The organism is Cupriavidus sp. GA3-3, from assembly GCF_000389805.1.
In the GTDB taxonomy this organism is placed as follows: domain Bacteria; phylum Pseudomonadota; class Gammaproteobacteria; order Burkholderiales; family Burkholderiaceae; genus Cupriavidus; species Cupriavidus necator_D.
This window is the reverse complement of record NZ_KB944467.1, coordinates 128022-141349: the sequence shown is the minus strand read 5'-3', so window position 1 is coordinate 141349 and position 13328 is coordinate 128022. Positions and strand designations below refer to the sequence as shown.

The window sequence follows — 13328 nt, the reverse complement described above, 5'->3', positions numbered from 1 at the left end:
TGGAAGGCGACAAGGGCGAGCTGGGCGAAGTGGCCATCATGAACCTGGCCGACGCGCTGGACACCTACATCCCGACGCCGGAGCGTGCCGTTGACGGTACCTTCCTGATGCCTGTGGAAGACGTGTTCTCGATCTCGGGTCGCGGCACCGTGGTGACCGGCCGTATCGAGCGCGGCGTGGTGAAGGTCGGTGAGGAAATCGAAATCGTCGGTATCAAGCCGACGGTGAAGACCACCTGCACCGGCGTGGAAATGTTCCGCAAGCTGCTGGACCAGGGTCAAGCCGGCGACAACGTTGGCCTGCTGCTGCGCGGCACCAAGCGTGAAGACGTCGAGCGCGGCCAGGTGCTGTGCAAGCCGGGTTCGATCAAGCCGCACACCCACTTCACCGGCGAGGTGTACATCCTGTCGAAGGACGAAGGCGGCCGTCACACCCCGTTCTTCAACAACTACCGCCCGCAGTTCTACTTCCGTACCACCGACGTGACCGGCTCGATCGAGCTGCCGAAGGACAAGGAAATGGTCATGCCGGGTGACAACGTGTCGATCACCGTCAAGCTGATCGCCCCGATCGCCATGGAAGAAGGCCTGCGCTTCGCTATCCGCGAAGGTGGCCGTACCGTCGGCGCCGGCGTCGTGGCAAAGATCCTCGACTAAGCACTTCCTGGGACATGCCTGTCGGGCATGTCCCCATTCAACGGGCACGTTGCCCAATCGCTCTTTTAAGGAAATATCATGCAGAACCAGAAGATCCGTATCCGCCTGAAGGCTTTCGACTACCGCCTGATCGACCAGTCGGCCGCCGAAATCGTGGATACCGCCAAGCGTACCGGCGCAATCGTCAAGGGCCCGGTGCCCCTGCCGACCCGCATCCAGCGCTTCGACATCCTGCGTTCGCCGCACGTCAACAAGACCAGCCGCGATCAGTTTGAGATCCGCACGCACCAGCGCCTGATGGACATCGTCGACCCGACCGACAAGACGGTTGACGCGCTGATGAAGCTCGACCTGCCGGCAGGCGTGGACGTCGAGATCAAGGTGTAATCATGCTTCGGGCCGCGCCCGCGGCCTGCTGCAGCAAAACGGCGAACTGTATGGTTCGCCGTTTTTGTTTTCAAGGCTTGCATACAGCAGCCTTGCTCCCCGGATTGCTCCCCTGCCGCGCCAGCTACAGTTGCGCGATGAGCTGAGCGATCGCGGCGGCTGCCCGAAGCGGCAGCACTGAATTCACACAAGCCTAGCCCGCTCCGCGCCGCCGCAAGGTCTGCGCGGGGCACTCCCCGAACGCGCGCCGGTATTCCGCGCTGAACCGCCCCAGATGGGCAAAGCCCCAGCGCAGCGCGGCCGCGCTCACTGACGACACCGACGCGACGTTCAGCAGGTCGTGCCGCACGCGCTCCAGCCGCACCGTGCGCAGGTAGGCCATCGGCCCGGTGCCGCGATGCTCGCGGAAGCCGGCGAACAGGCTGCGTACGCTGACGCCGGCAACCTCGGCCAGCACGGCGGGGGTTAGCTCCGCCGCGGCGTTTGCGTGAATATATTCCTCCACCACTTTCACATGGCGCGGTGCCAGCGGCTTGCCGTGCTCGCGCAATGCATCCGACAGGCTGTGCGGCTGCGACGTCAGCAGCGTGCCGATCACCAGCTGTTCCAGCTGGCAGGCGGTCAGCGGATGGCGTGCGGTCTCGGGCGCGGTCGCCAGCATCGCGGCGAGATAGCGCATCAGCTCATACCACGCGCCGCTGCGCCAGGCCATGCCGAGCGCAAAGCGCAGCGGCCGCTCGGACCGCCGGCCCAGATGGGCCGCGCAGATGCGTTCCAGCGCACTGCGTTCGATGCGCACGATCAACTGGTCGTTGTCGGCGCTCCAGCGCATGGCCAGCGCATCGCTGGGCGTCAGCACCGAAGCGCAGTCGGGCGTGGAAACGATGTGCTGGTCGCCGCAGCGGATCTCGGCCTGTCCTTGCAGCGGCATCTGCACCAGCAGGAAGTCGCCGAGCGGGCCGGGGTCGATGGTGACGTCGGCGCCGTAGGCGAGGCGGTTGAACGAGACCGCGCCAAGCGGCGCATGATGCATGCGTGCCTGCAAGCGGGTGCCGCGTATCTCGAGCCGGTGCGGCTTGAACACGCGCCCGACGGCGGCGCGCGTCTCGGCCAGGTCGGTCGAGGCGAACACGCACCGGGCGGGATCGCCGAGCAGGGCGCTCGCCAGCGGTCCGGCGGCGGGGGGCAGCTGCATTGTCTCGCTCCTCTGGCGGGGCCGCGGCGCTGCCGGTGACCGTGCGCGCCGCTGATTCCGGGGCCGGCCCGGCATGACGGCCGGGGCACGGTTTCCCACGCGATCCACTATAGCGGATGGCCTCGCCGTCTGCGCTGCGGCGTTGACCGAGCCCGAAGTTTCCTGCACTAATCGGATAGCCGCTGCGCCCAGCGGCTAGTTTGCTGCGGTGCGGAGCCACCATTATGGAAGCCAGCACGGCAGTCCCACCAGACACCGGAAAGAGAAAGAACGACAAGGAGCGCAGGCCATGGGCCAGACCATCCAGATCCAGACCCCCGAAGGCAGTTTCAGCGGTTATCTCGCCACCCCGGCGGCAGGCAAGGGCCCGGGCATCGTGTTGTGCCAGGAGATCTTCGGCGTCAACGCGACCATGCGGCAGGTGGCGGACTACTACGCCGAGGAGGGCTATACGGTGCTGGTGCCCGACCTGTTCTGGCGCATCGCGCCCGGGATCGAGCTGACCGACCGCGGCGAGGACTTCCAGCGGGCGCTGGGCCTGTACCAGCAGTTCGACGAAGCCGCGGGCGTGCAGGATGTGGGCGCCGCGCTTGAAGCGCTGCGTGCGCGGCCGGAATGCGTCGGCCAGACCGGCGTGCTGGGCTTCTGCCTGGGCGGCAAGCTGGCCTACCTGGCGGCCTGCCGGCTGCCCGACGTGGCCTGTGCGGTGGCGTACTACGGCGTGGGCATCGAGCACGCGCTGGGCGAAGCCGCCAACGTGCGCGGCCGCCTGGTGCTGCATATCGCCGAGAAAGACGGATTCTGCCCGCCGCAGGCGCAGGCTGCGATCCGCGCAGCCCTGGCCGGGCGCGAGAACATCGAGGTCCACGTCTACGCCGGCGTCGACCATGCCTTTGCCCGCACCGGTGGCGAGCACTTCGACAAGCCCTCGGCGCTGATGGCGCACCAGCGCTCGATCGCGGCGCTGCGCGGTGAAATGGGTCCGCACTACGATTTCTCCGCGCTGTGGGACAAGCACTGCGAATACGAATTTGCCACCCGCGATGTCGACGCCACCATGGCGACGATGGTGCCGCAGCCCTATGTGAACCATATCCCGACCATGACCGGCGGGGTCGGCTACGCGCAGCTGCGGCGTTTCTACCAGCACCATTTCGTGCACAGCAATCCGCCCGACACCACGCTGATCCCGCTGTCGCGCACGGTCGGGGCCACGCAGATCGTCGACGAGATGCTGTTCTGCTTCACGCATAGCTGCGAGATCGACTGGATGCTGCCCGGCGTGCCGCCCACCGGCAAGCGCGTGGAGATCCCGCTGATCGCCATCGTCAAGTTCCGCGGCGACAAGCTGTACCACGAGCATATCTACTGGGACCAGGCCAGCGTGCTGGTGCAGATCGGCAAGCTGGATCCGGCGGGTTTGCCGGTCGCGGGCGTGGAGACCGCGCGCAAGCTGCTGGACGAGACCCTGCCGTCGAACACACTGATGGCGCGCTGGCAGCAGAGCGAAGGCAAATAGGCTGCGCCCGCCGCATCGATCCGGAACGGGCCCGCAGAGGCCCGCCCGCAACCATCGCCGGCTGTGCCGGCACAGGAGACAAGCATGAAAGGACTGCAGGGCAAGGTGGCCATTGTCACCGGCGGCGCCACGCTGATCGGTGCCGGCGTGGCGCGGGCCTTTGTCGAGGCCGGCGCGCGCGTGGCGATCTTCGACATCGATGCCGCCAACGGCGAGCGCGTGGCCGCGCAGCTGGGGGCGAACGCGCTCTTCATCGCCACCGACATCACGCGTGACGAGCAGGTTCGCGATGCCGTGGCGCAGGTGGTGCAGCGCTTTGGCGGCGTGGACTGCCTGGTCAACCTGGCCTGCACCTATCTCGATGACGGCTTCCGCTCGAATCGTGCCGACTGGCTGGCGGCGCTCGACGTCAACGTGGTGTCGGGCGTGATGCTGGCGCAGGCGGTGCACCCGCATATGCGGGCGCGCGGCGGCGGTGCGATCGTCAATTTCACCAGCATCTCTGCCAACGTGGCGCAGACCGGGCGCTGGCTCTACCCGGTGTCGAAAGCCGCCATCGCGCAGCTGACGCGCAGCATGGCGATGGACCTGGCGCCGGACCGCATCCGCGTCAACGCGGTGTCGCCGGGCTGGACCTGGTGCCGGCTGATGGACGAGGTCAGCGGCGGCAACCGTGCCCGCACCGATGCGGTGGCCGCGCCGTTCCACCTGCTGGGCCGCGTCGGCGAGCCCGACGAGGTGGCCCAGGTGGTGCTCTTCCTCTGTTCCGACCATGCCAGCTTCGTCACCGGTGCCGACTATGCCGTCGACGGCGGCTATTCCGCCATGGGGCCGGAGCAGAACGTGCCCGCCATCGGCAAGCTGGCCGGCTGAACGCCGCCGAACGATCCTTCAGGAGAAAACGTCATGAGCCAACGCATCGCCATCGTCGGAGCCGGCCAGTCGGGCCTGCAAATGGCCCTCGGGCTGCAAGCCAACGGCTACCGGGTCACGCTGCTGTCCAACCGGACCCCCGAGCAGATCCGCGGCGGGAAAGTCATGTCCAGCCAGTGCATGTTCGACCGCGCGCTGCAGGCCGAGCGCGAGCTCGGGCTGAACTGGTGGGACGATGCCTGCCCGCCGGTGGAGGGCATCGGCCTGGCCGTGCCGCATCCCGAGCAGGCCGGTGCCCGCGCGATCGACTGGGCCGCGCCGCTGGACCGCCCGGCACAGGCGGTGGACCAGCGCCTGAAGATGCCCGCGTGGATGGAGGCCTTCGTTGCACGCGGCGGCGACCTGCGCATCGCCGATGTCGGCCTGGATGAACTGGAGGACCTGACCCGCGAGCATGACCTGGTGCTGCTGGCCGCCGGCAAGGGCGAGATCGTCAGCCGCTTCGAGCGCGATGCCTCCCGCAGCCCGTTCGACAAACCGCAGCGCGCGCTGGCGCTGACTTATGTGACCGGCATGCAGCCGCGCACGCCGTTCTCGCGGGTTTGCTTCAACCTGATCCCGGGCGTGGGTGAATACTTCGTCTTCCCCGCGCTGACGCTGTCAGGGCCGTGCGAGATCATGGTGTTCGAAGGCATCCCGGGCGGCCCGATGGACCGTTGGGCCGAGGCGCGCACGCCGGCGCAGCACCTGGCGGAAAGCCAGCGCATCCTGCAGACCTACCTGCCATGGGAGGCTGAGCGCTGTGAGCGGGTCGCGCTGACCGACGACAACGGCATCCTTGCCGGACGCTTCGCGCCAACGGTGCGCAAGCCGGTGCTGACGCTGCCGTCCGGGCGGCTGGTGTTCGGCATGGCCGATGCCGTGGTGGTCAACGACCCGATCACGGGGCAGGGTTCGAACAACGCCGCCAAATGCTGCAAGGTCTATCTCGATGCGATCCTGGCACGCGGCGACCAGCCCTTCGACCAGGACTGGATGGAGCGCACCTTCGACCAGTACTGGCAGTACGCGGGCGACGTGGTGGCGTGGACCAACTCGCTGCTGACCCCGCCGCCGCCGCATATCCTGGCGCTGCTGGGCGCCGCGGGGCAGGCGCCGGCACTGGCCGCGCGCATCGCCAACGGTTTCGACAATCCGCCGGACTATTTCCCGTGGTGGCTGGATCCACAGGCTTGCCACCAGCTGATCAACCAGTACGTCGCCGAGGCCGCCTGACATGCACGCCGCCACGCCCGCCACTTCCGTCCATGATCCCCGCGAACTGCGCCGGGTTTGCGGCCGCTATGCCACCGGCGTGGCCGTCATCGGCGCCTGCGGGGCGCAGGGCCGGCCCGTCGGCTTGACGGTGAACTCGTTTGCCTCGCTGTCGCTGGCGCCGCCGCTGATCCTGTGGAGCCTGGCGCTGCACTCGCCGAATGCGGGCCTGTTCGTGCCCGGCGCGCCTTTCGGCGTCAGCATCCTGCGCGCCGGCCATGGCGAACTGGCGCGCCGCTTCGCCACGCCGGTGGCGGACAAGTTCGCGGGCGTCGCCCACGGGCGCTGCGAGCGCGGCGTGCCCTACCTGGACGAAGCACTGGCGACCCTGGCCTGCCGCGTGGAGCGGGCCGACCCGGTAGGCGATCATCTGCTGATCGTCGGCGCCGTCGAGGCATTCGAGGCAAGGGAGGGCGAACCGCTGGTATTCTATGGTGGCGATTTCGTGCGCCTCGCCGCCTGAGCAACCATCCCCCGGATGCGCTTCACGGCACTTCAACTACCGCCCGTCGCCTCCACACCACACCCCAAGTCACGCAAGCGCCACTACTGCGGCACGCCTGCCTACAACCCTGCAGGCGAATCCGCAATTCATATTGCCCTTTCCAAACCGCTGCGATATAGTGTAAGGCTACCCGTTTCCTCGGGTAGTGGGCTGGCCACTTTGGCCGCGCGCAGTCTTCTTTAGCGCAAGCCCACAGCAAACACAGTTTTCGTGTATCAATCAGCCCCGGCCAATCGCAGCTGGGAATGGAGCAAACCATGAGCCTTGGCCTTGTAGGTCGCAAGGTTGGCATGACCCGTATTTTCACGGACGACGGTGAAGCAATTCCCGTTACCGTGGTCGAGGTCGGCGACAACCGCGTGACGCAAATCAAGACGGACGAGACCGACGGTTATACCGCGGTTCAAGTCACCTTCGGCGCACGACGCGCAAGCCGCGTTACCAAGCCGCTGGCGGGTCATCTCGCCAAAGCCGGCGTGGAAGCCGGCGAAATCATCCGCGAATTCCGTATCGATGCAGCCAAGGCTGCCGAACTGCAAGCTGGCGGTTCGCTGTCGGTCGACCTGTTCGAAGTCGGTCAGAAGATCGACGTGCAGGGCGTGACCATCGGTAAGGGCTACGCCGGTACCATCAAGCGCTATCACTTCGCCTCCGGCCGTGCCACCCACGGTAACTCGCGCTCGCACAACGTGCCGGGCTCGATCGGTATGGCGCAGGATCCGGGCCGCGTGTTCCCGGGCAAGCGCATGACCGGTCACCTGGGCGATGTCACCCGCACCGTGCAGAACCTGGAAATCGCCAAGATCGACGCAGAGCGCAAGCTGCTGCTGGTCAAGGGCGCCATCCCCGGCTCCAAGAACGGCAAGGTCATCGTTACCCCGGCCGTCAAGGCCAAAGCCAAAGCTTAAGGAGCGCATGTAATGGAACTCAAGCTCCTCCAGGACAATGGCCAGATCGGCGCGGGCGTTGACGCTTCGCCCGAAGTGTTCGGCCGTGACTACAACGAAGCCCTCGTTCACCAGATCGTCGTCGCTTACCAGGCCAACGCTCGCAGCGGTAACCGTAAGCAGAAGGATCGTGAAGAGGTCAAGCACACGACCAAGAAGCCGTGGCGCCAGAAGGGTACGGGCCGTGCTCGTGCCGGTATGTCTTCCTCGCCGCTGTGGCGCGGGGGCGGCCGTATCTTCCCGAATTCGCCGGAAGAGAACTTCACCCAGAAGGTCAACAAGAAGATGTTCCGTGCCGGCATGCGCTCGATTTACTCGCAGCTCGCACGTGAAGGTCGTATCAACGTGGTGGACGGTTTCACTGTCGACGCGCCCAAGACCAAGCTCTTGGCCGACAAGTTCAAGGCCATGGGCCTGGACTCGGTGCTGATCATCACCGACAGCCTCGACGAAAACCTCTACCTGGCTTCGCGCAACCTGCCGCACGTGGCAGTTGTCGAGCCGCGCCAGGCTGATCCGCTGTCGCTCGTGCACTACAAGAAGGTGCTGGTGACCAAGGCAGCCGTCGCGCAGATCGAGGAGTTGCTGAAATGACGCAAGTAGCCAAGAACGATCATCGTTTGATGCAGGTGCTGCTCGCGCCGGTGGTTTCCGAAAAGGCAACCCTGGTCGCCGACAAGAATGAACAAGTCGTGTTCGAAGTGGCCCGCGATGCCAACAAGGCAGAAGTGAAGGCCGCCGTCGAACTGCTGTTCAAGGTCGAGGTGCAGTCCGTTCAGATCCTGAACCAGAAGGGCAAGCAGAAGCGTTTTGGCCGTTTCATGGGGCGTCGCAACCACGTGAAGAAGGCCTACGTTTCGCTGAAGCCGGGTCAGGAAATCAATTTTGAAGCGGAGGCCAAGTAATCATGGCACTCGTCAAGACCAAGCCGACTTCCCCGGGTCGTCGCTCGATGGTGAAGGTGGTCAACAAGGACCTTCACAAGGGCGCCCCGCACGCTCCGCTGCTGGAAAAGCAATTCCAGAAGTCGGGCCGTAACAACAACGGTCATATCACCACCCGCCACAAGGGCGGTGGTCATAAGCACCACTACCGCGTGGTCGACTTCAAGCGCAACGACAAGGACGGCATCCCCGCCCGCGTCGAGCGCCTGGAATACGATCCGAACCGCAGCGCCAATATCGCGCTGGTGCTGTTCGCCGACGGCGAGCGCCGCTACATCATCGCCACCAAGGGCATGGTTGCCGGCCAACCGCTGATGAACGGCTCGGAAGCGCCGATCAAGGCCGGTAACAACTTGCCGATCCGCAACATTCCGGTCGGTACCACGATCAACAACGTGGAAATGCTGCCTGGCAAGGGTTCGCAGATCGCACGTGCCGCCGGCGGTTCCGCCGTGCTGCTGGCTCGTGAAGGCCTGTACGCCCAGGTTCGCCTGCGCTCCGGTGAAGTGCGCCGCGTGCACATCGAGTGCCGCGCCACCATCGGTGAAGTGGGCAACGAAGAGCACAGCCTGCGCGTCATCGGCAAGGCCGGTGCGACCCGCTGGCGCGGTATCCGCCCGACGGTCCGTGGTGTCGTGATGAACCCGGTCGACCACCCGCACGGTGGTGGTGAAGGCAAGACCGCTGCTGGTCGCGATCCGGTTTCGCCGTGGGGTACCCCGGCCAAGGGTTACCGTACCCGCAGCAACAAGCGCACGGACAGCATGATCGTCCAGAAGCGCCACAAGCGTTAATCGGTAGGTAGGAGCTAAAGATATGACTCGTTCCGCTAAAAAGGGTCCGTTCTGCGACGCCCACCTGCTGAAGAAGGTGGAAGTCGCATCGAGCGGCAAGGACAAGAAGCCCATCAAGACTTGGTCGCGTCGCTCGACCATTCTGCCGGAGTTCATTGGCCTGACGATCGCCGTTCACAACGGCCGTCAACACGTGCCGGTGTACGTTACGGAAAACATGGTTGGCCACAAGCTCGGTGAATTTGCGATTACCCGCACGTTCAAGGGCCACGCGGCTGACAAGAAAGCGAAGAGGTAAGGTGCCATCATGGAAGTGAAAGCGATTCATCGCGGTGCCCGCATCTCCGCCCAGAAGACGCGCCTGGTCGCTGACCAGATCCGTGGTCTGCCGATCGAGCGCGCGCTCAATGTCCTGACGTTCAGCCCGAAAAAGGCTGCCGGGATCGTGAAGAAGGTGGTCGAATCGGCCATCGCCAACGCTGAGCACAACGAAGGCGCCGACATCGACGAACTGAAGGTCAAATCGATCTTCGTCGACAAGGCAACCTCGCTCAAGCGCTTCACCGCACGGGCGAAGGGCCGCGGCAACCGCATCGAGAAACAAACCTGTCACATCACTGTGACGCTCGGCAACTAAGGAGTCACGATGGGACAGAAGATTCATCCGACTGGCTTCCGCCTGGCTGTCAGCCGTAACTGGGCTTCGCGCTGGTACGCCAGCAACACGAAGTTCGCCGGCATGCTGAAGGAAGACATTGAAGTTCGAGACTTCCTGAAGAAGAAGCTGAAGAACGCATCGGTTGGCCGCGTCGTGATCGAGCGCCCCGCCCGCAATGCACGCATCACCATTTACAGCTCGCGTCCGGGCGTGGTGATCGGCAAGAAGGGTGAGGACATCGAACTGCTCAAGGCTGAACTGCAGCGTCGCATGGGCGTGCCCGTGCACGTGAACATCGAGGAAATCCGCAAGCCGGAAACCGATGCTCAGCTGATCGCCGATTCGATCACCCAGCAGCTCGAGCGCCGCATCATGTTCCGCCGCGCCATGAAGCGTGCCATGCAGAACGCGATGCGCCTGGGCGCCCAGGGTATCAAGATCATGAGCGCCGGCCGTCTGAACGGTATCGAAATCGCACGTACCGAGTGGTACCGCGAAGGCCGTGTGCCCCTGCACACCCTGCGCGCCGACATCGACTACGGCTTCTCCGAAGCAGAAACCACCTACGGCATCATCGGTGTCAAGGTGTGGGTCTACAAGGGTGATCACCTCGGCCGCAACGACGCGCCGGTGGTGGAAGAGCCGCAGGACGACCGTCGTCGTCGCCCGGGTCGTCCGGAAGGCCGCCGCCGTGAAGGCGAAGGCCGTCCGGGTGGCAACCGCCGCGGCGGTGCCGGTGCCGGTCGCCGCGCTGCGCCTGGCGCAGATGCGAAGAGTGGAGAATAACGATGCTGCAACCTAAGCGCAGAAAATACCGCAAGGAGCAGAAAGGCCGCAACACGGGTAAGGCTACCCGTGGTAACGCCGTGTCTTTCGGCGAATTCGGCCTGAAGGCCATGGGCCGTGGCCGCCTGACCGCTCGTCAGATCGAGTCGGCACGTCGTGCGATGACCCGCCACATCAAGCGTGGCGGCCGCATCTGGATCCGGATTTTCCCGGACAAGCCGATCTCGAAGAAGCCTGCCGAAGTCCGTATGGGTAACGGTAAGGGCAATCCGGAGTACTACGTGGCTGAAATCCAGCCGGGTAAGATGCTGTACGAAATGGATGGCGTGAGCGAAGACCTGGCACGTGAGGCGTTCCGCCTCGCGGCCGCCAAGCTGCCGATCGCCACCAATTTCGTGGTGCGCCAGGTCGGGACGTAAGGAGAGCAGGGATGAAAGCATCCGAACTTCGCGGCAAGGACGCCGCCGGGCTGAACCAGGAGCTCTCCGAGCTGCTGAAGGCCCAATTTAGCCTGCGCATGCAAAAGGCGACCCAACAGCTGCAGAACACCAGCCAGCTGAAGAAGGTTCGCAAGGACATCGCGCGTGTGCAAACCGTGCTGACTCAAAAGGCAAACGCGAAATGACTGAAGCTGCACAAACGGAAAAGTCGCTTCGCCGTACCCTGGTCGGCCGTGTCGTGAGCGACAAGATGGACAAGACCGTTACGGTCTTGGTGGAAAACCGCGTCAAGCATCCTCTGTACGGCAAGTACGTGCTGCGTTCGAAGAAGTACCACGCACACGACGAAGCCAACCAGTACAAGGAAGGCGACAAGGTCGAGATCCAGGAAGGCCGTCCGCTGTCGCGGACCAAGTCCTGGGTGGTTTCCCGGCTGGTAGAGGCTGCACGCGTCATCTAAGAACAACACGTTCTTAGCTTGACTTGCAAGTCCAGGATTATGTAGCTATAATCCTGGACTTCCGCTTTGTTGCGTTCGCCTTTGCATTACCACCCGGGCGGGCCTGTGAAGCGAGCCAGGACCGAGCGCCCTCAACAAATAGTTGAGATCGCCTGGTTCCTACCGACTTCAAAGTTGATCAACCCATACGGAGCTGGCGCAATGCCGGAGCCGACGGGACCAAGACTGACCGATGGGCGCTTTTTGCACCTGACGGATTAAGTTGGGAAGACAAACACCATGATTCAGACAGAAAGCCGGCTCGAAGTAGCCGATAACACTGGTGCGCGCGAAGTGCTGTGCATCAAGGTGCTGGGTGGCTCCAAGCGCCGCTACGCAAGCGTTGGCGACATCATCAAGGTGACCGTCAAGGACGCAGCGCCGCGCGGTCGCGTGAAGAAGGGCGACATCTACAACGCCGTCGTCGTGCGTACCGCCAAGGGCGTGCGCCGCGCTGACGGTTCGCTGATCAAGTTCGACGGCAACGCCGCCGTCCTGCTGAACAACAAGCTCGAGCCGATCGGCACCCGTATCTTCGGGCCGGTGACTCGTGAACTCCGTACCGAGCGCTTCATGAAGATCGTGTCGCTCGCTCCGGAAGTGCTGTAAGGAGCCGCCATGAACAAGATTCGCAAAGGCGACGAAGTCATTGTGCTGACCGGCAAGGACAAGGGCAAGCGCGGTACCGTGCAAGCCGTCCTGGGCGACAAGGTTGCGGTGCAAGGCGTGAACATCGCCAAGAAGCATGCCCGCCCGAACCCGATGCTGGGCACTACCGGTGGTGTGGTCGACAAGGTCATGCCCCTGCATATTTCCAACGTTGCGCTCGTGGATGCCAATGGCAAGCCGTCGCGCGTCGGCATCAAGGTGGAAGACGGCAAGCGCGTGCGCGTGCTGAAGACCACCGGCGCCGTCGTGGCAGCTTGATTCTGGGCACGTATAGGAGTTGAGCATGGCAGCACGTCTGCAAGAGTTTTACAAAGAACAGGTTGTGCCGAAGCTGATCGAACAGTTCGGCTACAAGTCGGTCATGGAAGTGCCGCGCATCACCAAGATCACCCTGAACATGGGTCTTGGCGAAGCCATCAATGACAAGAAGATCATTGAGAACGCCGTCGGCGACCTGACCAAGATCGCCGGTCAGAAGCCGGTCGTGACGAAGGCCAAGAAGGCTATCGCCGGCTTCAAGATCCGTCAGGGCTACCCCATCGGTGCGATGGTGACCCTGCGCGGCGAGCGCATGTTCGAATTCCTCGATCGTTTCGTTACCGTGGCCCTGCCGCGCGTGCGTGACTTCCGTGGTGTGTCGGGCCGGTCGTTCGACGGTCGTGGCAACTACAACATCGGTGTGAAAGAGCAGATCATTTTCCCCGAAATCGAGTACGACAAGATCGACGCACTGCGTGGTCTGAACATCAGCATCACGACGACGGCAAAGAACGACGAGGAAGCCAAGGCACTCCTCGGTGCGTTCAAGTTCCCGTTCCGCAATTAAGGGGTAACCGTGGCTAAACTGGCTCTGATTGAACGTGAGAAGAAGCGCGCCAAGCTGGTGGCGAAGTATGCCGCCAAGCGCGCCAACCTCAAGGCCATTATCGATGACCAAGAGAAGTCGGAAGAAGAGCGTTACAGCGCGCGTCTCGAGCTGCAACAGCTCCCGCGCAACGCGAACCCGACTCGCCAGCGTAACCGCTGCGCGATCACCGGTCGTCCCCGCGGTACCTTCCGCAAGTTTGGCCTGGCGCGTAACAAGATCCGCGAAATCGCCTTCAAGGGCGAAATCCCGGGTCTGACGAAAGCCAGCTGGTAAT

The 13328-nt window shown here is 64.1% G+C and carries 21 protein-coding genes; 20 read left to right on the top strand and 1 reads right to left on the bottom strand.

What is annotated here, in order from left to right:
* Both C265_RS07875 and rpsJ read left to right on the top strand, forming a co-directional pair.
* Positions 1-656 (top strand): EF-Tu/IF-2/RF-3 family GTPase (locus tag C265_RS07875; protein WP_010812403.1); only part of this gene is annotated, 656 nt, incomplete at its 5' end.
* Between the two features lie 78 nt (positions 657-734).
* On the top strand, positions 735-1043 hold the full coding sequence (gene rpsJ, locus C265_RS07870) for a 30S ribosomal protein S10 (protein WP_006160488.1): 309 nt from the start codon (positions 735-737) through the stop codon (positions 1041-1043).
* A 193-nt stretch (positions 1044-1236) separates the two neighbouring features.
* On the opposite strand, the gene C265_RS07865 is transcribed toward rpsJ, so the two are convergent.
* Complete coding sequence (locus C265_RS07865; RefSeq protein ID WP_010812402.1) at positions 1237-2238, bottom strand: AraC family transcriptional regulator; 1002 nt, start codon at positions 2236-2238, stop codon at positions 1237-1239.
* Between the two features lie 289 nt (positions 2239-2527).
* Here C265_RS07865 and C265_RS07860 point away from each other — a divergent pair, with 289 nt between their 5' ends.
* The 18 genes from C265_RS07860 to rpsN all read left to right on the top strand — a co-directional run bounded on the left by C265_RS07860 (position 2528) and on the right by rpsN (position 13327).
* Positions 2528-3757 (top strand): dienelactone hydrolase family protein, encoded by a 1230-nt coding sequence (locus tag C265_RS07860; protein ID WP_010812401.1) that lies wholly within the window; start codon positions 2528-2530, stop codon positions 3755-3757.
* A gap of 84 nt (positions 3758-3841) precedes the next feature.
* Positions 3842-4630, top strand: coding sequence for an SDR family oxidoreductase (locus C265_RS07855; protein WP_010812400.1), 789 nt, complete (start codon positions 3842-3844; stop codon positions 4628-4630).
* A 33-nt stretch (positions 4631-4663) separates the two neighbouring features.
* A complete protein-coding gene (locus C265_RS07850; RefSeq protein WP_010812399.1) occupies positions 4664-5905 on the top strand; it encodes a styrene monooxygenase/indole monooxygenase family protein in 1242 nt (413 codons plus the stop codon).
* Between the two features lies 1 nt (position 5906).
* Positions 5907-6407 (top strand): flavin reductase family protein, encoded by a 501-nt coding sequence (locus C265_RS07845; protein ID WP_010812398.1) that lies wholly within the window; start codon positions 5907-5909, stop codon positions 6405-6407.
* Between the two features lie 299 nt (positions 6408-6706).
* Complete coding sequence (gene rplC / locus C265_RS07840) at positions 6707-7357, top strand: 50S ribosomal protein L3 (protein WP_010812397.1); 651 nt, start codon at positions 6707-6709, stop codon at positions 7355-7357.
* A 12-nt stretch (positions 7358-7369) separates the two neighbouring features.
* Complete coding sequence (rplD, locus tag C265_RS07835; protein WP_010812396.1) at positions 7370-7990, top strand: 50S ribosomal protein L4; 621 nt, start codon at positions 7370-7372, stop codon at positions 7988-7990.
* Positions 7987-8301: a 50S ribosomal protein L23 gene (gene rplW, locus C265_RS07830; RefSeq protein WP_006576245.1), complete on the top strand. Its 315-nt coding sequence runs from the start codon at positions 7987-7989 to the stop codon at positions 8299-8301. Before rplD ends, rplW begins: the two co-directional genes overlap by 4 nt.
* Before the next feature lie 2 nt (positions 8302-8303).
* Positions 8304-9134 (top strand): 50S ribosomal protein L2, encoded by an 831-nt coding sequence (gene rplB / locus C265_RS07825; protein ID WP_010812395.1) that lies wholly within the window; start codon positions 8304-8306, stop codon positions 9132-9134.
* Positions 9135-9156: 22 nt separating this feature from the next.
* Entirely contained in the window at positions 9157-9432 is a 276-nt protein-coding gene (gene rpsS / locus C265_RS07820) for a 30S ribosomal protein S19 (protein ID WP_010812394.1), read from the top strand.
* Between the two features lie 9 nt (positions 9433-9441).
* Positions 9442-9771, top strand: a complete 330-nt coding sequence (gene rplV, locus C265_RS07815; RefSeq protein WP_010812393.1) for a 50S ribosomal protein L22 — start codon at positions 9442-9444, stop codon at positions 9769-9771.
* A 9-nt stretch (positions 9772-9780) separates the two neighbouring features.
* Positions 9781-10578, top strand: coding sequence for a 30S ribosomal protein S3 (gene rpsC, locus C265_RS07810; RefSeq protein WP_010812392.1), 798 nt, complete (start codon positions 9781-9783; stop codon positions 10576-10578).
* A gap of 2 nt (positions 10579-10580) precedes the next feature.
* Positions 10581-10997 carry a 50S ribosomal protein L16 gene (gene rplP, locus C265_RS07805; protein WP_010812391.1) on the top strand — a complete coding sequence of 139 codons (417 nt, stop codon included), beginning with the start codon at positions 10581-10583 and terminating at the stop codon, positions 10995-10997.
* 11 nt (positions 10998-11008) lie between these two features.
* Positions 11009-11203 (top strand): 50S ribosomal protein L29, encoded by a 195-nt coding sequence (gene rpmC, locus C265_RS07800; protein WP_010812390.1) that lies wholly within the window; start codon positions 11009-11011, stop codon positions 11201-11203.
* Complete coding sequence (gene rpsQ, locus C265_RS07795; RefSeq protein WP_010812389.1) at positions 11200-11478, top strand: 30S ribosomal protein S17; 279 nt, start codon at positions 11200-11202, stop codon at positions 11476-11478. Before rpmC ends, rpsQ begins: the two co-directional genes overlap by 4 nt.
* A 279-nt stretch (positions 11479-11757) precedes the next feature.
* Complete coding sequence (gene rplN / locus C265_RS07790) at positions 11758-12126, top strand: 50S ribosomal protein L14 (protein ID WP_010812388.1); 369 nt, start codon at positions 11758-11760, stop codon at positions 12124-12126.
* Positions 12127-12135: 9 nt separating this feature from the next.
* Positions 12136-12444 (top strand): 50S ribosomal protein L24, encoded by a 309-nt coding sequence (rplX, locus tag C265_RS07785; protein WP_010812387.1) that lies wholly within the window; start codon positions 12136-12138, stop codon positions 12442-12444.
* Positions 12445-12469: 25 nt separating this feature from the next.
* Positions 12470-13012 (top strand): 50S ribosomal protein L5, encoded by a 543-nt coding sequence (gene rplE, locus C265_RS07780; RefSeq protein WP_010812386.1) that lies wholly within the window; start codon positions 12470-12472, stop codon positions 13010-13012.
* A gap of 9 nt (positions 13013-13021) precedes the next feature.
* Positions 13022-13327: a 30S ribosomal protein S14 gene (rpsN, locus tag C265_RS07775; protein ID WP_010812385.1), complete on the top strand. Its 306-nt coding sequence runs from the start codon at positions 13022-13024 to the stop codon at positions 13325-13327.
* Position 13328 lies beyond the last annotated feature (1 nt).